Here is a 19,199-nt window from a genome sequence, read left to right as displayed (position 1 = left end):
GAAAATCAAGCTGATCTATTGAAGGCGGACCCGCAGTCGTCCCGCCGTGACCTGCTCAACGATTACATTCTCGCCAACCAGAGGATTGCTGTCACTGATTTCAGCAGCCCATTCGGCCCCGGAAATAAACACGCGACCTACCCCGTTATTAAACGGTTCGACTACGCGTGCCGACTGGCCGATCAAACGAAGATTCACATCATTGATGTCGGGCACGTCTGCCGGATTAACCCGTTTGACCAGCCGCTTTGAAACCAGCGTCAGCACAACGGTCAGTGCAGCAAAGACCGCGCCCTCTACCTTCAGACCCAGTTCGGGAGCCAAGGCAGCAAGTAAGGCGGTTACCCCCGCTGCCACAGCTGGCCATAACAGCCACTCGGTGGAGAACATCGCTTCGATCCCCAAAAGGATTACCCCGATGCCCAGCCACAACCAGAACGGCTGGGTTGCATAAAGTCCGGCAAGCCAATCCATAGAGGTCACTCCGTTGGCGGAACGCCTGTCGCACGCGACGGCGCAGAGCGACGTGCAGGAGCAGGCTGTTGTTGAGGCGCAGGACGAGGTGCACGCGGCGCATCATGTGGCTGACGCGCCATACCGACCAATTCGCCAACACCGGCAATCGTACCTACTAAAGCCGACATTTCACTGGGAACGATGACAGTCTTTTGCTGCGGGCTGCGGGCCAGTTCGGCAAAGGCTTCGACGTATTTCTGGGCTACAAAGTAGTTGATGGCGTTCACATCGCCTACAGCAATGGCTTCTGACACCATGGCTGTTGCGCGAGCTTCTGCCTCGGCTTCACGCTCGCGGGCTTCGGCGTCACGGAAGGCCGCTTCCTTGCGGCCTTCGGATTCCAGAATAGCCGACTGTTTGGCACCTTCGGCGCGGGCGATTGCGGCTTGTTTCTCACCGTCTGCCTCGGTGATGACCGCACGACGTTCGCGCTCGGCCTTCATTTGGCGGGCCATGGCATTGGTAATGTCCACCGGCGGCGTCAAATCCTTGATCTCGATACGTGCAACCTTAACGCCCCAAGGCGCGGTGGCTGAGTCAATCACATGCAACAGGCGTGTATTGATACTGTCACGCTGGCTCAGCACCTCGTCCAGTTCCATCGAACCGACCACCGTCCGCAAATTGGTCATACAAAGCTGGGCAATGGCATAGGTCAGGTTGTCGACACGATAGGCCGCAGCCGATGCATCAATCACCTGAATGAAAACGATGCCGTCGACCTTCACCATGGCATTGTCCTTGGTGATGACTTCTTGCGTCGGCACATCCAGAACCTGCTCCATCATGTTCATACGGCGGCCAATGCGCTCGATGAACGGTGTCAGAATATGGATGCCGGGATTGAGGGTCTTGGTATAGCGGCCGAAGCGTTCGACAGTGAATTCACGCCCCTGCGGCACGATTTTAACAACGCTGAATAGCAATATCAGCGCGAACGCCACAAAGGGAATGACAAAAAACAAGCCCATCGTATCCTCCGATTGAACTTGCTGACCTTAACAGTGCTTTCGTCTTTTTGGCCAGATTTTTGCCACAAGTGAACGGATTGTCATGTTGTCGCAGATCACCTTTGTGATGCTGCATATGCAGCCTGGATAATGCGACGGGTTTCATCCCAATCCACCATCTCCAGCGCCTGTTCCAGCGGTACAAAGCGCGCCTTGTCAGCATCATCTCCCGCCACAGCCTCGCCCGACACCCATCGCGCCCAATAATCGATCAGCACATAGTGCCGGTTCGCTTCCGGAAAAATGCCGTCCACCACATCGATGAGGCCGCCAATCTCGGCTTTGACACCCGTTTCCTCGATCAATTCTCGAATCGCCGCATCGACCAGTCTTTCCCCCGGTTCGATGTGCCCCCCGGGTAGGCTCCATTCACCCTTCTTGGGTGGTTTACCGCGCTGGATGAGAAGGACTTCATCTCCCTTAATACAGACAACACCGACGGCGGGGACTGGAGTCATGATTATTTCGCCAAAAGACTGTTCAAGAGCACAGGTTTGCCCTTTCACCACCGCGCTGCTTTTGTCAAAAGGGCAAACATGACCTTCCCTACGCCCCAAGCCCTCGCCGAGCTGAAAGCGGCTCTTCCAGACGCCTTTACCGAGGACGCCAATGAAATGGCCCCTTGGCTGACCGAATGGCGTGGGCGCTGGACGGGCCATACGCCTCTGCTTCTGCAACCGCGCACGACTGCAGAGGTCCAGAAGGCCGTTGAAATCTGTGCGCGTCATGGCGTCGCCATCGTCACTCAGGGTGGTGGCACAGGCCTCGTCGGCGGCCAAATCCCCTATGGCGAGATTCTATTGTCAACGCGTAAGCTGCGCGAAGTGCGCGACGTGACACCTCTTGATGATGCCATGACGGTTGAGGCCGGCATCACCCTGCTGGAAGCCCAGGACATCGCCAAAGCCAACAACCGTTTCTTTCCGTTATCTCTGGCTGCCGAAGGCTCGGCCACTATTGGCGGCGTAATATCCACGAACGCAGGCGGCACACAGGTTCTGCGATACGGCATGATGCGCGATCTGGTTCTGGGCATCGAGGCGGTCATGCCGGACGGTCAGGTCTTCAATGGCCTGAAACGCCTACGCAAAGACAATACCGGCTACGATCTCAAACAGCTTCTGATCGGGGCTGAAGGAACTCTGGGTGTAATCACCGCAGCCACTCTCAAACTGTATCCAATCATGCGCTCGCGCTGCGTAGCCTTTGTCGGCCTCGAAAGCGCTGCCGCTTCTATCGAGCTATTGGCCCGCGCCAAGGATGAAACCGGCGGCGGTGTGGAAGCCTTCGAAATGATGAAGCGCCTCGGTATGGAATTGGTAATCAAGAACATTCCCGACACGCGTGAACCCCTTGAGACCACGCCGCCTTGGTACGTGCTGATCGAAATCACCAGTGGTACTGTCGGGGGTGCCGAAGCCCAGATGGAGCGCCTGTTGGAGGTTGCCTTTGAGGAAGGCCTGATCACAGACGCCTCTATCGCCCAGAACGACGCCCAGCGCGCCCAATTCTGGCGTCTGCGGGAAGAACATTCTGCAGCCCTGAAACCCGAAGGTGGCGGCTGGAAACATGACGTTTCAGTGCCGATCAGTCGCATTGCCGATTTTATCGACGAAGCAACAACGGCTGTCGAAACTTTCCATCCGGGATGCCGCGTTTCCTGCTTTGGCCATATCGGGGACGGCAATCTGCATTACGACATTATCCCCGGCATCGGTGAAGACATCTCTGCCTTTATCGCTCTCTGGAAAGAAGGGTCGCAGATCGTTCACGATGTCGTGGCCAAGTATAATGGTTCGATCTCGGCGGAACATGGGCTTGGTCGCCTGAAAACCGAAGAGGTCAAACGCTATAAATCCCCGCTCGAAATCCAGACTATGGCGGCCATCCGCAAGGCAATCGATCCCCAACGCATCATGAATCCAGCCGTCCTGTTCTGACCGCCGTTAAAACAGTGGCAGCCGGAAAACTTGTCTTATCAAGGTTTAAACTGACACAGTTTAATCCTATGTGAGCCGCGACTAGGGAGCGTGCCTTGCTGATTGTTATTTCTCCAGCCAAGAAATTGGACTTCACAACCGCGTCCGGTGATCTACCGATGACGCCGCGTCGCTGTGCGCCGGAAACAGCCGAGTTGTCGAAGGTCACCAAGAAATTGACCCGCGCCGACCTGCGACGCCTGATGTCCATCTCCGAAGCACTGGCTGACCTCAATTACGAGCGCTTCCAAGCGTTCGACAATGACAAAACTGAAGACGCGGTTCAGGCCGTTTTCGCCTTTGCCGGTGATGTCTATGAAGGTCTGAAAGCCCGCGAAATGTCGGCGGATGATCTTATGTGGGCCCAGGATCATCTACGGATCCTGTCAGGCTTCTATGGTTTACTGCGACCGCTGGACGGTATGCACCCCTATCGTCTGGAAATGGGCACCCGCCTGAAAACGCCGCGCGGTAATACGCTTTATGATTTCTGGGGCGAGCGCATCTCGTTGCGCCTCAACGAGGACGCTCAAGGCCATCTTGAACAGTCTTTGATCAATCTGGCTTCGCAGGAATATTTCGGCGCAGTCGATGCCAAGGCGCTTAAACTCAAAGTCATCACGCCGCACTTCAAGGAACGTAAGGACGGGGTGGATCGCATCATCTCTTTCCATGCGAAAAAAGCTCGCGGTGCCATGGCCCGTTACATCATCGAAAACCGTATAGAAGAGTCTGAATTTCTGAAGAAATTTAACCAAGACGGCTACAGATTCGATGCCCCTTCCTCAACGGATACGGACTGGATATTCATCAGAGAAGGAAATTCCTGATGCTTTGATGGCAGACAGGCGCTAGTTTCCCCCCAAATCAGAACAGGTTGGATACGCGCCTATGTTTGCCATGAACGATCTTAAGGGTCAGGTTGCCGTCGTTACCGGCTCCACCTCGGGTATCGGTCTTGCCCTCGCCTCTGCGGCTGCCGAATGCGGAGCCTCCGTGGTATTGAACGGTCTTGGCGATGCCAATGGGATCGAAAATACACGCGCAGACCTAGAAGCTAAGACAGGGGTGCGCGTTCTCTATCACGCCGCCGACATGACCAAACCGGACGAAATCGCCGACATGGTCGCCTATGCCCATAAGGAACTGGGGCGTCTGGATATTCTCGTGAACAATGCGGGTATCCAGCATGTCGAAGCCGTCGAAAAATTCCCGAACGATGCGTGGGAACGGATTATCTCGATCAACCTGTCCTCGGCCTTCTATGCCACCAAAGCCGCTGTGCCGATCATGCAGTCTCAGGGGCGTGGCCGCATTATCAACGTCGCATCGGCTCATGGTCTTGTCGCCAGCCCGTTCAAATCAGCCTACGTCGCAGCCAAACATGGCGTCATTGGCTTTACCAAGACTGTGGCGCTGGAGTTGGCTCAACAGGGCATTACCTGTAACGCGATCTGTCCCGGCTTTGTGCACACGCCCATCGTGGACAAACAGATCGACGATCAGGCCCGCACCCGTAATATGAGCCGCGAGGATGTGATGAAAAACGTCATCCTCGGCTCTCAACCGACCAAACAATTCGTCACAACCGACCAACTGGCAGGTATCTTCCTCTATCTGGTATCCGATCTGGGTGCTTCGGCGAACGGCAGTTCTTATTCGGTCGACGGCGGCTGGACAGCCCAATAAGCTAAAGGCCTCTCAGCGGAGGCCTCTTATGGCTGCAAAGCTTAAACCTGTTTGCCTTGCCCTTCAGGGCGGTGGTTCGCACGGTGCCTTTCAATGGGGTGTTCTTGACCGTTTGCTCGAGGATGACCGCATAGAGATCAAGGCCGTCACCGCCGCCTCTGCCGGGGCCATGAATGCCGCCACTCTGGTCACAGGACTGGAGCGCAGCGGGGCCACTGGCGCACGTGAAGCGCTGGACTTGCTGTGGCATGAGGTCAACCAGTCGGGTGGACGCAATGTATTCGGTACATCCGGCGCATGGCTAAAAAGCCTGACACCTCAATGGATGACCGAAAACCCTGTCTGGCAGGCCAGTCAGACCTTGGCCATGTCTATGAGCCCCTACAGCTTCAATCCGCTTAATCTAAACCCTTTAAAAAGGGTCATTGAAGCTGTTGTTGATTTCGAGGCTGTAAAGGCATCGAAAATTCGCATCCATATTTCAGCTACCGCTGTCCGCGCTGGACAATCGCGCATCTTTAGCAATGACGAAATGTCCGCCGATGTACTAATGGCCAGCGCGTGCCTTCCGCACCTGTTTCAGGCAGTCGAGATTGATGGCGAGCCGTATTGGGATGGTGGCTATCTGGCTAATCCGGCACTTTGGCCATTGTTCGCCAAGGATGTACCCGACGATATTATCCTGCTGCCGCTTAATCCTGTTTTCCGGAACGATACCCCCAAACAGTCTGCGGACATCATGGACCGCTTGAACGAGATTCTGTTTAACGCCCCTCTGATTGCCGAATTACGCACCATTGCCATGACCCAGCGCTTGATCGACGAAGGCAGGTTGATACGGGCAGACACATGGCAGGCTCCGAAAATCCATGCCATTTTGGCTGACAAGTGGCTGGGTCAACTGTCACTGGCATCGAAAGCTGATACCGAGTGGAGTTTTTTGTCTTCGCTTAAATCCTTAGGACGCGAGGCCGCATCGCAATGGATCGCAGCCTGTTTTGACGATGTTGGAAAACGGACCAGCGTCGATCTGCAAGACGTTTTTCTTTAGCCGACAAAACCGGCCGCGCGGTTCAGACGGTCATTGATCGCTTCGCCTAACCCCGTCACCGGAATAGGTGAAATCGCTATCCCTACGGGCTTGGTACGATCTGCCTCGCGCAAGAGACGAAACAGATTAGCCGCAGCCTCGCGTAGGTTTCCGCTGGTACTGAGACTCCAGCGCGGATCACCAATGCCTTCACCAAACCCCAGCAATATCTCGCCGTCTTTTGCTTTCGTGGCATTAATCCGCACAGGTGCGTCCGGTGCATAGTGCAACGTCAAGCGCCCAGGTGAACGATGTCCTTCTGCGGTGTTGGCTGCCAAAGGCCCCACCACAACTTCGATCTGCTCACGAGTGATGGTGCCGGGGCGCAGCAAGGCAACCTGATCGCCCAGCACTGAAACCACAGTGCTTTCGACACCCTCGCGGCACGGGCCTCCATCCACTGCCGCGCTCGTAGACGCTCCTGTCTCTTCGATCGCATCAGCAAAGGTGGTGGGGCTTGGGCGGCCCGAGCGATTGGCAGAAGGTGCCACAACCGCACCATCAAAGGCCGAAATCACTGCCCTCGCCTTTTCATGGGCCGGCACGCGGATCGCAACACTGTCCAGTCCACCTCGCGCCAGATCGCACACCCGTCCACTATCACGGATAGGCGCGACAATCGTCAAAGGCCCCGGCCAGAAAGCCTTGGCCAAAGCACGGGCGCGCTCATCAAATACTGCTATAGATTCGGCTGCGGCCAAATCTCTCACATGAGCGATCAGAGGATTGAAACGCGGACGGCCCTTTGCCTCAAAAATTTTGACCACCGCATCTGGGTTAGAGGCATCGGCCGCCAGTCCGTAAACTGTCTCGGTCGGCAAAATGACCAGATGCCCCGCACGCAGCGCTTTTGCCGCTTTTTCAGGGCTATCACCCTTTTTGGGAGCATCATCAGACATCAGACAGGGCTTTCCTTACGTTGCGGCACTGGTTCAAACCGCTTGTCGCGCTTTTAGCGCTTATTGGCTTCACTGAGCGGATTTTCGACCAAAGTCCAAGTGGTCTTGCGCAAGCTCACAGGAAAGCCGACAAAACGGCATCTAATTTAAGGATTTCCGATGACTTACCGCGCCCCAGTCCGTGACATCGCTTTTGCTCTCGAAGCTATTGCCGGTATCGAAAACGTCGCTGCAACCGGTGCCTTTCCGGACTATGACACCGATGTAGCCACGGCCATCATCGAGGCTGCTGGCCAATTCTCTGAAGAAGTTCTGGCTCCGCTGAACCGCGTCGGCGACCTTAATCCTGCAACGATTTCTAACGGCAATGTCACAGCTTCGCCGGGTTTTGCCGATGCCTATAAGCAGTTCGCTGCCGGTGGCTGGACCTCTCTGACCGCCTCGGCTGAAGCCGGTGGTCAAGCCCTGCCAAAGGCGCTGGAACTGGCAGCCTACGAAACCGTCCACGCAGCCAACATGGCATTCGGCCTTTGCCCAATGCTGTCGCTGGCCTCGATAGAAGCGCTTGAAGCGGTCGGTACCGACTTCCAGAAGCACACCTATCTGCCAAAACTGGTTTCGGGTGAATGGACGGGTGCCATGGTGCTGACCGAACCGGGCGCTGGCTCGGACCTTGGTGCTCTGGTGGCTACTGCCACTCCGACCGAAGACGGCAAATACCTGCTGAACGGCCAGAAGATCTTCATCACCTGGGGTGACCACGACGCCACGGACAATATCGTCCATCTGGTTCTGGCCCGCCTTCCGGGCGCTCCAGCTGGCCCGAAGGGCATCTCGCTCTTCCTCGCCTCGAAATTCCACCTCGACGCCGATGGCAACCCGACCGCAGAGCGTAACAGCTTCCGTCCGGTTGGCCTGGAGCACAAACTGGGCATCCACGGCAGCCCGACCTGCGTCATGCAGTACGAAAACGCCGTTGCCGAACTGGTTGGCCGTCCGAACGAGGGCCTCGCCCACATGTTCGTGATGATGAACGCTGCCCGTCTGGCCGTTGGCGTTGAAGGCGTCGGCATTGCCGAGCGTGCCTACCAGCACGCCCTCGCCTATGCTCTGGAACGCCGCCAAGGCACCAGCATCTGGACCGGACAGCGCAATGCGCCGCTGTTCGACCTGCCGGACGTGCGCCGCATGCTGGTGGTGATGAAGTCCAAGATCGCCGCCGCCCGCGCCATCTGCTTCTCGACCGGCGTTGCCGCCGACATGGCCCGCCATGCCGCGACCGAGGAAGAGCGCAAAATCTGGAAGGGTCGCGAAGACCTCTTCACCCCGATCGCCAAGGCATGGTCCACCGATGTCGGCTGTGAAGTCGCCTCGCTGGGTGTTCAGGTCCACGGTGGCATGGGCTTCATCGAAGAAACCGGCGCGGCCCAGTATTATCGCGATGCCCGCATCACCCCGATCTACGAAGGCACCAACGGCATTCAGGCCATGGACCTCGTGGGTCGCAAACTGTCGATGGATGGCGGTGAATCGGCCAAGCGCCTGATCGAGGACATGAAGGTGACCCTTCATCAACTGGCATCCCTCTATTCGGGCAAGCCGGTCGAGCGTTTCGCCAACGCCATTGAATCGGTCGAGGACGCCACATTGTGGCTGCTGGACGCCAAAGCCGACAAGGATCGTGCTGCCGATGTTCTGGCCGGTGCTGATTCCTATCTGAAACTGCTGGGCGATGTTGTCGGCGGCTGGATGCTGGCCAAGGGCGCTCTGGCGGCCAAAGCCAAGCTGGACGCCAATGATGGCGACGCAGCATGGCTGCAAGGCAAGTTGGACCTTTACGAAGCCTATGCTGCCAATGTTCTGGGCCACGTCTCCAGCCGTCTGGCTGGCGTCGGCCAAGGCGGCGACCTGCTGCACCGCCTGACGTTGGAAGCTCTGGCTGGCTAACTTGGCGGGCTAATCCGCTCAACTCAGCTTTGCAAATGATCACGCCTCCTGCATCCTCGGTGCGGGAGGTGTTTTCATGTTTGCAACTGTAGCATTGGCTGCCCTTTTGTCCGATCCGGTCGCTGTTCCCGTCGAACCGGAACAAACGCCTCTGGAATGGGTCATCCTCCCGCAGGCAACACCGGAAGACTATCCGGTAATGGCCGGTCAGTTGGCGCTTAACGGATACGCTTTGGTTGAATGTGAAGCCGACCCACAGGGTATTCCGATTAACTGCCTCAGCTTGACCTCGTCACCGGCCCATCTGGGTTTCGATACCGCTGCGATCAATGTGGTTCAGCGTGGTCGCATGTCGCCCGCTTCAATCGAGAACACCGACACGCGCCGCTTTACCGTCAGAATTCCATTCAGGTCACGCCCCTTTGAAACCCGTCCCGAATGGAAAGGCCCAGAGCCGACCGAGGTTCAACTCAATGCAGGCAGACAATTTGCCCGAAACACGGTGATGCGCCACCCCCCTATTGCCGTACGCATGCGCCAAGTCTGGCAACTGGATCGTTTGCCTGCCGAACAGCGAGATGCTCTAACGGCATGGCTGAACGAACTGGCTCCTTCGCGCGAGAAGGACGTCGCAGATACTGCAATCGCTGTGGCCCGTGTGCTGGCCGTTCATGGTGTAGATAGCTGGCCGAACTCCCAACCGGAAAACCACGCCGAGTGGCGAAGGGATATGGCGCTGGCACGCCCCGACGATAGCAGTATCGCCATGAAAGAAATCGCACGCCGCTATTGCGCGACTTTTGCCTGTGTAAGCGATTAGGTCTGTGCGGCACGCCCGTTTTGATCTACCGGCCAAGCTAAAGCTCTGATCGCAGGGTCAGTCATCGGTATCGGGGGAAACCGTTATGATCATATCTCTAGGCTTGGCGCTTATGACCACAGTCGTGGAACCGGCGGCGCTTGGTACTGAGACGCCAGCCATCGTTGTGACTGTCGAGTCCCTTCCCAAACCGGTCGTCATAACCAACCCATCATGGAAGATACTGCCCGAGGCGACAGAGGCAGACTATCCGCATCTGGCCGCACATCTGGGCATTGCGGGCCATGTTGTTGTGGAATGTAAGGTCAGTCCAGAAGGCGTCCCCGATTGCGAGACGGTGTCGGCAGTGCCCGAAGGTCTCGGCTTCGAGGATACCGCCATCGCCGTTGCCGAACGCGGCAGACTTCATCCCCGAACAGTCGACGGCGCGGCCGTCGAAAGCCAAATCCGCCTGTCACTGCCCTTTTATCCGTCCGAGAATGATACCCGCCCAACTACCGAATGGAACGGGCCAGCGCCCACCAATGCGAACCTGATAGCGGGTCTGGTGGCCGCTCAGGCTTGGGGGCCGACACTCGCCGCATCCGACCAAGCTGTTTGGGGTCTGAACCAGCTCTCGCCGGATCGCGCCCAAGTGGTTCAGCAATGGATTTCCGAAATGTATATCGGAAGCACCAATGCCAAATTACTAGGACGCGCCTTTGCCATGGTTCTGGCGAAACGCGGCCATGCCACCATGCCCGCCGAGCCGCCACAAGACTGGGCCGAATGGAGCAGCGACCTCAGTCATGCGGTGAACAACCTCTATTCATACGACGCCAATTACGGCCCGCTAAAACAGCGATACTGTGCGCGTTATGACTGCGGACCTGCGCCCGCAGCACGCTGAGAATCCAGCAGGTTAATAGTCTCGTGAATGTACTGGCCGTGCCCGACGACACCCAGCTCGATTCCCTCGCCATTGCCCTGAACCTCTTTGATCAGCACACCCGCGATGAACGGGTTGGTCGGCACCGGTGCCCCCGGAACGCGCTTGGCAGCCGGCACCCAGAATACCGGCCCGCCGGAATTCCCCTGCGAGACATTAAAGTCCAGCAGGAAGGTTTTGAAATACTGAACCGGCGTCAGAGGCCATGAACTGATCCGGCCTGACCTCAGGATAGGAAAGCCCGCACGATTGGCCGACAGGCCATGCGGATACCCCAAGGCAAACAGCTCGTCCCCAGGTCCCATACGCCATTGATCGAACGTATCGGCATTGGCAATCCAGCCCACCGGAATGGCCGCGCGGGTAAACTCTTCGGGGGCTGTGATTTCCAGAACAGCGACATCTTCCGTCGGGTGCTGGGTCCACAGGGGCGTACCATCTTCCTGACGGATCGGCAGGTCCGCAGGGGCATAGCGCCAGTTGCCGTCACTTTCGGCAAATCGCCAGCCAATACGGGCCACAGGATTGGGCATGACACGGAACACATGCTCTGCCGTCACCAGCAAAAGGCGCGGCGTGCCGTCGGGTCGCGGAGCCTGAACCAGAAAGCCGGTTCCCACCTTGCGACGTCCCTCGCCTATATTCTGGTCCAGCTGGACCGTCGCATTGATAAGCCCCAGCGTCATATCCCACTCGGCAGCAGGCATCTGGGCAACGGGCGGTTCGAAGGGAAGTGCATCAATGGCCATAACCGCCATTTGACCTGACGCCGCGACAGGCACAAGGTCCGCTCCGAAGATCAATTGAGGGGATATCTATGAATCGCCGCGAACTTATCGCTTCCAGCGCCGCAGCCAGTCTTCTGGCTGCATCGCCTGCCCTCGCCCGCCCTAGTGCGGTAAACCAGACTACCGGAGCCCGAATGTCCCGTCCCGTTGCGCCCGTCGCCAAGAAAGTCCCTGTCACCATCGAACAGTTGGGCCGCACCCGTACCGATGAATATCAGTGGATGAAGGACGACAACTGGCAGGCTGTTCTGCGCGACCCCAAGCTGATCAAGGCCGATGTCCGCGACCATCTGAACGAAGAAAATGCCTATCGCGAGGCCATGATGGCCTCGACCCTGCCGCTCCAGAACCAGATGTTCGAGGAGATGAAGGGCCGCATCAAGGAAGATGACGCCTCGGTGCCCGCCGCAGACGGTCCTTGGGAATATTACACTCGCTATAATTCAGGCGATCAGCACCCCTTATACTGCCGCCGCCCACGCGGACGCACCGATGGCGAGATCATCCTGCTGGATGCCAATGCACTGGCCAAGGACAAGGCCTATTCGGATGTCGGCAGTGTCGAGGCCAGCCCTGATCACAACCTGTATGGCTATTCCGAAGATGCCCAAGGGTCCGAGGTCTTCAAAATCTACATCAAAGATCTGACCACTGGCATGGTCCTGCCGGATGCTATCGGTTCGGCGACGGGCGATTTCACCTTCTCGCCGGACAGCCAGTGGATCTTCTGGATCAACCGCAACGATAATGGCCGACCGGACAAGATTTTCCGTCGACCCGTGCGCGGCGGTGAAATCACTCTGGTTTACGAAGAAGAAGACGAAGGCATGTTCCTCGGCCTTAGCCGCACTTCGGATGATGCCTTTATCAAGATCAGCATCGCCAATCAGGAAACCTCCGAAACCCGACTGATTCTCGGTTCCCAACCGACTGCCACGCCGGTTATCGTAGAACCACGCGTCGAAGCCCGCCTCTATGAAATGGACCACTGGGGCGACCGCTGGGTGATCCGCACCAATGCCGACGATGCGATGGACTTCAAGATCGTCGAAGCCCCGACCGACGCGCCAGCCAAGGCCAACTGGAAAGACCTCGTGGCCCATACGCCGGGCCGCTATATCGAAGGCTTCGACCTGACCAAGGATTTCGTATCGCGTCAGGAACGCTTTGACGCCAATACCCGTATCGTCATCCGTGACCGCGCAGGAGCGGAACACGAAATCGCTGTCGATGAACCGGCCTACAGCCTGTCTCTAGCCGGTGCGTCAGAGTTCGACACCCCGACCATCCGTTACACCTACAACTCCATGTCCACGCCGACCTCGGTTTATGACTATGACCAGAAGTCGCGCGAGCGCACCTTGCGCAAGGTTCAAGAAGTGCCGTCGGGCCACAACGCGACCGACTATGTGGTCGAGCGCCTGAACGCGCCTGCATCCGATGGTCAACTGGTGCCGGTGTCGATCCTGCGCCACAAGAACACGCCGGTGGATGGTTCTGCGCCTGTGCTGCTTTATGGCTATGGGTCCTATGGCATGTCGATGAGCGCCAGCTTCTCGACCAACCGCCTGTCGCTGGTGGATCGCGGCTTTATCTATGCCATCGCCCATATTCGCGGTGGTGCCGACAAGGGCTGGAACTGGTTCCTCGATGCCCGTCGCTTCACCAAGAAGAACACCTTCACCGACTTCATCGCAGCCGCAGAGCATCTAATCGACAAGAACTATGCCCGCGCCGGAAACATCGTCGCCGAGGGCCGCTCTGCCGGTGGCCTGTTGGTCGGAGCTGTCACCAATATGCGCCCAGACCTGTGGGCCGGTGTGATTGGCGGGGTTCCGTTCGTGGACCTGATCAACACCATGAGCGACACCAGCCTGCCGCTGACCCCGCCGGAATGGCCCGAATGGGGCAACCCGCTCGAGGATGCCGAGGCCTATGACTATATGTGGTCCTACAGCCCCTATGACCAGATTGGCCCCAAGGCCTATCCAGCTGTTCTGGCCACTGGCGGCTTGTCCGATCCGCGCGTGACCTATTGGGAACCGCAAAAATGGGTGGCGCGTCTGCGCCCCGTCACCACCTCGTCCAATCCGGTCCTGCTCAAGATCAATATGGAGGCCGGCCACTTCGCCTCGTCGGGCCGCTTTGACTATCTGAAGGACATTGCCCTCGATTACGCCTTTGCCATCTGGGCCGTGAACAAAGGCTGGGAGCGGGACTTCGCCTGATGCGCGATGCGGTAATCCGTGAGGCGGTGGAAGCAGACTTCCCCGCCATCACTGCCATCTATGCCGAAAATGTCGCCAATGGTTGCGGCACGTTCGAGCTGGAAGCGCCCGAGCTTACCGAAATGAAAGCCCGTTTTGCCTATGTGGCGGCCTTGGGACTTCCGCGCCTCGTCGCAGAATCGGACGGCATAGTTCTGGGTTATGCTTATGTGAGCCCATTTCGGGCCCGCGAGGCCTATCGCTATATGGTCGAGGATTCGATTTATCTGGCCGCCAACGCCCGCGGCATGGGAATCGGGGGGCGTCTTTTGGATGCTCTCATCGATTCCTGCACGAAAATTGGCCTTCGCCAGATGGTCGCGGTCATCGGCGACTCGGAAAATGAAGGCTCGATTGCCCTTCATCGCTCCAGAGGATTCGCTGATTCCGGTATTTTTCACGCCGCAGGGTGGAAACATGACGGCTGGCGCGATGTGATCTTCATGCAAAAGCCGTTGAACAGCGGTGGAGATACGCCACCGAACACCGCCGGTTTGGCTATAAAAGACCCCCACTAAAAGCCCGATCCTGCGGGCATTTCACCTTCCAAAGGGGCAAGTTTTACGCACCTTCACGGAGCGTCGATTTTCAAAATTGGCGTATTTTTTCAGGGGTCTGCACGTTTTTATGTTGACCCGAAACGCTGCCCCACCTAAACACCACCTCGTTCCCGCCGGACACGGCGCGAACGGGACCAAGCGGGTGTAGCTCAGTTGGTTAGAGTGCCGGCCTGTCACGCCGGAGGTCGCGGGTTCGAGCCCCGTCACTCGCGCCACTCCCCTTCTTATGAAGATGGAGTGGCGCATACCGCTCTTGGTCCAAAATACTTTCAGAAAATAAAATCATCTCAACACGACACCCTCATTGCGCCTCGCAACGAGGTGTTTGGCGTTAGTTGACTTTTAACCAGAACACTTACAGAACATCAGCAACGGTTCACGCCTTGTTCTGAAAGCGCTCGCTCCATGCTCACTAAAAAGCAGCACGAACTCCTGATGTTCATCCATGAACGTATTAAGGAGACGGGCGTGTCGCCGTCCTTCGACGAAATGAAGGAGGCGCTGGATCTGGCGTCCAAATCGGGCATCCACCGCCTGATTACGGCCCTTGAGGAACGCGGCTTCATCCGTCGTCTGGCCCACCGTGCGCGCGCGCTTGAGGTTGTGAAGCTGCCCGAACAAGCCACCGCTGCCGCGCCCGCCCGTGGCCGCGCACCGTTTAAGCCGGACGTGATCGAAGGTGGTGGCCAAAACCGCACTCAGGCTCACATAGCGGCTAATGACGTTCGCGAACTGCCACTGCTCGGCAAGATCGCTGCGGGTACCCCGATTACCGCCATCCAGCACGAAACCGACCGTCTTTTCGTACCGGAAACCATGCTGGGCGCTGGTGAACACTATCTGCTCGAAATCGAGGGCGATTCGATGATCGAGGCCGGTATCCTTGACGGTGATGTGGTCGTCATCAAACGCATCAATCAGGCCAATTCTGGCGAGATTGTTGTGGCTTTGGTTGAGGGCGAGGAAGCCACGCTCAAACGCCTGCGTAAAAAGGGCCAGTCGATTGCCCTTGAGCCTGCCAACCGTCTTTATGAGACCCGTATCTTCGGCCCCGATCAGGTCGAGGTTCAGGGCAAGCTGGTCGGCCTGATCCGCCGCTATCACTGATAGTCAGGGTCGCCCCAGCGCGACCAAGGGCGCTCACCGCGAACATCGCGTACCCAACGGGCCTTCCAGCCGCTCTGGGTACGCCAAAGCTCTACGGCACCCTTGGTCGCAAAATCACGTCCATCCAGAACCAGTGCATCCGCGCACTCATGCGGCAGTGAAGGCACTTCGGACCTGACCGCAACAACCTCGGCACTCGCACACATTGCCGACATGACCTTTTCGTCCGGCACGGCGCGTCCCCACCACAGCGCGACAGGCATCTGCCCCGCATCGGCTCGGCAATAGGTTCGCCCGCATTTCCAGCCTTCCTTCGGGCGCTCGGTGACATCCAGATCCCATCGCTGTGCCCACATGGTGGATGCAAAGGCCCGCACCTTGCGAAACACCTCTGCCTCATGCCCGCGAACCACAGCGGCATTTGTCGCTGCATCACCAATCCAGATATCGGGTACTTGAGGGCGCGGCCAAAGCACGACCGCACAGGCCAGCGGCAATCCCAGAACCCTCAGCCACCCGCGCCACAGGCACATGAATAATATGCCCACGAACGCCACTGGCAGGGCCACAGTAGGCGCACTGGGCATGGTGTGAACCGCCCCCGGCAAGTCGGCCGCCCAATGGCCAATCGCCAGCATGAAACCAACACCCTGCCCTGCCAGCCAAAGGAACGGTGCCCCCAGCCCGACCGGTTCCAGCAATGCCCCTAATGCCAAACTGGGCAGCATAATCAGGTCGGCCAAAGGCGCACTGGCCATATTGGCCACCAGCCCATACATGCTGGTCCGGTTGAAATGGTGCATGACGAACGGCCCTGTCGCCATCCCCGCGACCAGACTGGCCGCCACGGCTGCAAATGCCCATGATCCCGCACGCTGGATTGCGGCAATGGGCCACGGCGTGTTGATCTCCTTGATCCTGCGCGGCCAGATTTCTGCCAGTGCGACAAGTGCCGCTGTTGCCGCAAACGACATCTGAAACCCCGGCGCAATCACCGATTCAGGCCGTAACAACAGCACCACAAAGGCCGCGGCTGCCAAGGCCCGCATACTAATCGCCCGACGATCCAGCAGGATGGCGATAAAGGCTATGCTTGCCGTCACCGCCGCGCGCTCGGCCGGTGGCGGCGCACCTGAAATCACCAGATACGCCCCGACAGCCAGCAATCCCCCCACTGCCGCAACCTTCTTTCCTGATACGCGCAAGGCCAGCCATGGCCATAGCGCAACCAACAAGCGCACCAGAAAGAAGGAAAACCCTCCAACCACGGCCATGTGCAGCCCCGAAATCGACAGGATGTGCGCCAAGCCGGAATCGCGCATGGCCTGAAGATCATCTTCACCGATCCACGTCTCGTGCCCCGTCACCATGGCCGCCGCTATGCCACCGCGCTGTGGCCCCAGACGCGCCACCAGTCGCTCGGCCATATTAAAGCGCACGGCATTGATCCGCATTTCCATCCGGACGCGCCATGTTGGCACCCCAAGATGGGCCTCGCGCGTATCGCCCAAGCCAAACAGAACCCCACCCAAGCTCTCGAACCATGCCATCCGGCCAAAATCATAAGATGCCGGACTGGCCGGAGCCGGTGGCGGATTCAGCAGGCCATAAATTGACACCGCATCACCCGGCCTTGGCGGCTCGCCCTTTACCGTCGCTCGCAGCCTGTGCGGCACGTCCTCGAAGGCGATTCCCCTGATCCGGACCGGAGCCAGCACCACCCTGTGGCCACGCGCCCCCGGTGAATCGACGTCAATGACATAGGCCTCGACCAAAGTCGGTTTGGTCATAGAGGGCGCAATCGGGGCCGCCACCGCATCGGATCGTGCCTTGGCCACCCACGTCCCTGACAGCACGCAGGCCACCATCAACAAGGACAGTGTGATGCCACGCCCCATCCCTCGCCATTTGGCCAAAAGCCACGCCACAACAGAGAAAAAGCCCATTACAAACAGAGGCAATACAGGCGGCTCTGTCTTCAGAGCGAAATAGATGGCACAGCCAGAGCCAAAGAAAACCGCGCTCCATAATGGCCACCTCGTCGCCTGTGCGCTCCATTCGCGCACCAGCAAGACGCGCAAACCGCCGATCAACTTTACTGCAAGGCTTCGCTTTGTCGGCGACGGGCGTATAAGGACGCACCTAATGGACTCATCGCTTATGAACTCGTCTTCTTCGACTGTTGTCACCCGCTTTGCCCCCTCCCCGACAGGCTACCTGCATATTGGCGGCGCGAGAACAGCGTTATTCAACTGGCTTTATGCCAAGGGCCACGGTGGCAAATTCCTCGTTCGCATCGAGGACACCGACCGTGAGCGCTCCACCGATGAAGCTGTCAAAGCGATTTTTGACGGCCTGGAATGGCTTAACCTGCTGGGCGACGAGGAAACCGTTTACCAGTACGCACGCGCCGATCGTCATCGTGAAGTGGCGAACCAGTTGCTCGAGACCGGTCACGCCTACCGTGATTTCCTGACCGCCGACGAAACCAATGCCCTGCGCGATGCCGCCAAGGCCGAAGGCAAAGACTTTGTTTCGCCCTGGCGCGACCGTGAACCGACCGCCGAAGACCTACAAAAGCCGTTCACCGTGCGCTTCCGTCGTCCGCTGGATCAAGCTGTTGTCGTCGATGACGCCGTGCAGGGTTCGGTACGCTGGGAATCCTCGTCGCTGGATGATCTGGTCATCCTGCGTTCGGATGGCGCTCCGACCTATAATCTTGCCGTCGTCGTGGACGACCATGACATGGGCATCACCCATGTGATCCGTGGTGATGACCACCTGAACAATGCCGCCCGCCAGAGCCTGATCTATGACGCACTGGGCTGGACCCGTCCGACCTTTGCGCACATCCCGCTGATCCACGGTACGGACGGTGCCAAGCTGTCCAAGCGTCACGGCGCTCAGGCTGTGCACGAATATGCCGAGATGGGCTATCTGCCCGAAGCCATGCGCAACTATCTGGCGCGCCTCGGTTGGGCGCATGGTGATGACGAACTGTTCGACGATGAACAGGCCAAGGCATGGTTCGATTTTGCCGGTATCAATAAAGCACCGGCCCGTCTGGACTTCGACAAGCTAGCTCACATCAATGCCCACTGGATTCGTCAGGCCGATGACCAGCGCCTGCTCGTTCTCGTTACCGATATTCTGGCGTCTCGCGGGCAACCGCTGGACGATACAGGACGCGAAACCGTCCTACGCACCCTTCCCCTGATCAAGGACCGCGCCAAATTGGTGCCGGAACTGGCCGATCAGGTGCAGTTCGCCCTTTTGGTTAGCCCGATCACTTTAAACGAGAAAAGTCAGGGCATGCTGCAGGGCGAAAACCTCGACCGAATTTCACGACTTCGTGAACATCTGGCCTCTGTGTCGGATTGGTCGGTCGAATCCCTCGAAGCTGAGCTTAAACTTTTTGCTGAAAAAGAAGGCGTAGGCTTCGGAAAAATCGGACCTTCTGCTCGCGCAGCCCTTACCGGCGGCGTACCGGCTCCCGATATTGCCAAAATTCTTGTGGCAGTTGGTCGCGACAATAGTCTCCAGCGCTTGGATGATGCGCTGCAACAGACTAAGTAATCACCCAAACCACGCAGACCAAC

General features: G+C 58.1%; 17 protein-coding genes and 1 tRNA gene. 12 read left to right on the top strand and 6 right to left on the bottom strand.

Translation table 11 applies throughout. The annotated features are described in order from the left end of the window. Positions 1-15 precede the first annotated feature (15 nt). From WEU32_RS07235 to WEU32_RS07225, 3 genes are all read right to left on the bottom strand, one after another. A complete protein-coding gene (locus WEU32_RS07235) occupies positions 16-474 on the bottom strand; it encodes an NfeD family protein (protein WP_406851422.1) in 459 nt (152 codons plus the stop codon). A gap of 5 nt (positions 475-479) precedes the next feature. After that, positions 480-1,487 (bottom strand): SPFH domain-containing protein, encoded by a 1,008-nt coding sequence (locus WEU32_RS07230; protein ID WP_406851421.1) that lies wholly within the window; start codon positions 1,485-1,487, stop codon positions 480-482. 95 nt (positions 1,488-1,582) lie between these two features. Continuing rightward, positions 1,583-1,984: an NUDIX hydrolase gene (locus WEU32_RS07225; protein ID WP_312137344.1), complete on the bottom strand. Its 402-nt coding sequence runs from the start codon at positions 1,982-1,984 to the stop codon at positions 1,583-1,585. Between the two features lie 78 nt (positions 1,985-2,062). Here WEU32_RS07225 and WEU32_RS07220 point away from each other — a divergent pair, with 78 nt between their 5' ends. The 4 genes from WEU32_RS07220 to WEU32_RS07205 all read left to right on the top strand — a co-directional run bounded on the left by WEU32_RS07220 (position 2,063) and on the right by WEU32_RS07205 (position 6,245). Beyond that, positions 2,063-3,466, top strand: coding sequence for an FAD-binding oxidoreductase (locus WEU32_RS07220; RefSeq protein ID WP_406851420.1), 1,404 nt, complete (start codon positions 2,063-2,065; stop codon positions 3,464-3,466). Positions 3,467-3,561: 95 nt separating this feature from the next. Continuing rightward, positions 3,562-4,335: a peroxide stress protein YaaA gene (yaaA, locus tag WEU32_RS07215; protein WP_406851419.1), complete on the top strand. Its 774-nt coding sequence runs from the start codon at positions 3,562-3,564 to the stop codon at positions 4,333-4,335. Positions 4,336-4,396: 61 nt separating this feature from the next. Beyond that, complete coding sequence (locus WEU32_RS07210; protein WP_312137350.1) at positions 4,397-5,194, top strand: 3-hydroxybutyrate dehydrogenase; 798 nt, start codon at positions 4,397-4,399, stop codon at positions 5,192-5,194. A gap of 28 nt (positions 5,195-5,222) precedes the next feature. Beyond that, a complete protein-coding gene (locus tag WEU32_RS07205; RefSeq protein ID WP_406851418.1) occupies positions 5,223-6,245 on the top strand; it encodes a patatin-like phospholipase family protein in 1,023 nt (340 codons plus the stop codon). Here the strand turns inward: WEU32_RS07205 and WEU32_RS07200 are convergent. Then, positions 6,242-7,183, bottom strand: a complete 942-nt coding sequence (locus WEU32_RS07200) for an L-threonylcarbamoyladenylate synthase (protein ID WP_406851417.1) — start codon at positions 7,181-7,183, stop codon at positions 6,242-6,244. The two genes, WEU32_RS07205 and WEU32_RS07200, sit on opposite strands and share 4 nt — an antisense overlap. Before the next feature lie 159 nt (positions 7,184-7,342). Here WEU32_RS07200 and WEU32_RS07195 point away from each other — a divergent pair, with 159 nt between their 5' ends. From WEU32_RS07195 to WEU32_RS07185, 3 genes are all read left to right on the top strand, one after another. Further along, positions 7,343-9,130 (top strand): acyl-CoA dehydrogenase, encoded by a 1,788-nt coding sequence (locus tag WEU32_RS07195; RefSeq protein ID WP_406853398.1) that lies wholly within the window; start codon positions 7,343-7,345, stop codon positions 9,128-9,130. A 76-nt stretch (positions 9,131-9,206) separates the two neighbouring features. Then, positions 9,207-9,950, top strand: a complete 744-nt coding sequence (locus WEU32_RS07190) for a TonB family protein (protein ID WP_406853397.1) — start codon at positions 9,207-9,209, stop codon at positions 9,948-9,950. Between the two features lie 85 nt (positions 9,951-10,035). Continuing rightward, positions 10,036-10,839, top strand: coding sequence for an energy transducer TonB (locus WEU32_RS07185; protein WP_406853396.1), 804 nt, complete (start codon positions 10,036-10,038; stop codon positions 10,837-10,839). On the opposite strand, the gene WEU32_RS07180 is transcribed toward WEU32_RS07185, so the two are convergent. Next, positions 10,806-11,627: a trypsin-like serine peptidase gene (locus tag WEU32_RS07180; protein ID WP_406853395.1), complete on the bottom strand. Its 822-nt coding sequence runs from the start codon at positions 11,625-11,627 to the stop codon at positions 10,806-10,808. The genes WEU32_RS07185 and WEU32_RS07180 overlap by 34 nt on opposite strands. A 68-nt stretch (positions 11,628-11,695) precedes the next feature. On the opposite strand from WEU32_RS07180, the gene WEU32_RS07175 reads away from it, so the two are divergent. The 4 genes from WEU32_RS07175 to lexA all read left to right on the top strand — a co-directional run bounded on the left by WEU32_RS07175 (position 11,696) and on the right by lexA (position 15,600). Next, a complete protein-coding gene (locus WEU32_RS07175; protein WP_406853394.1) occupies positions 11,696-13,894 on the top strand; it encodes a S9 family peptidase in 2,199 nt (732 codons plus the stop codon). Then, positions 13,894-14,451 carry an N-acetyltransferase family protein gene (locus WEU32_RS07170; protein WP_406853393.1) on the top strand — a complete coding sequence of 186 codons (558 nt, stop codon included), beginning with the start codon at positions 13,894-13,896 and terminating at the stop codon, positions 14,449-14,451. The genes WEU32_RS07175 and WEU32_RS07170 overlap by 1 nt, the downstream gene beginning before the upstream one ends. Before the next feature lie 180 nt (positions 14,452-14,631). Then, a tRNA-Asp gene (locus WEU32_RS07165) sits at positions 14,632-14,708 on the top strand. Between the two features lie 190 nt (positions 14,709-14,898). Continuing rightward, positions 14,899-15,600: a transcriptional repressor LexA gene (gene lexA / locus WEU32_RS07160; RefSeq protein WP_406853392.1), complete on the top strand. Its 702-nt coding sequence runs from the start codon at positions 14,899-14,901 to the stop codon at positions 15,598-15,600. On the opposite strand, the gene WEU32_RS07155 is transcribed toward lexA, so the two are convergent. Continuing rightward, a complete protein-coding gene (locus WEU32_RS07155; RefSeq protein ID WP_406853391.1) occupies positions 15,594-17,561 on the bottom strand; it encodes a ComEC/Rec2 family competence protein in 1,968 nt (655 codons plus the stop codon). The genes lexA and WEU32_RS07155 overlap by 7 nt on opposite strands. 184 nt (positions 17,562-17,745) lie before the next feature. Here WEU32_RS07155 and gltX point away from each other — a divergent pair, with 184 nt between their 5' ends. Further along, positions 17,746-19,176, top strand: a complete 1,431-nt coding sequence (gene gltX / locus WEU32_RS07150; RefSeq protein ID WP_406853390.1) for a glutamate--tRNA ligase — start codon at positions 17,746-17,748, stop codon at positions 19,174-19,176. Positions 19,177-19,199: the final 23 nt, after the last annotated feature.

Source organism: Brevundimonas sp. BH3 (assembly GCF_045345115.1).
Taxonomy (GTDB): Bacteria; Pseudomonadota; Alphaproteobacteria; order Caulobacterales; family Caulobacteraceae; genus Brevundimonas.
This window is presented reverse-complemented; position numbering and strand designations above follow the sequence as displayed.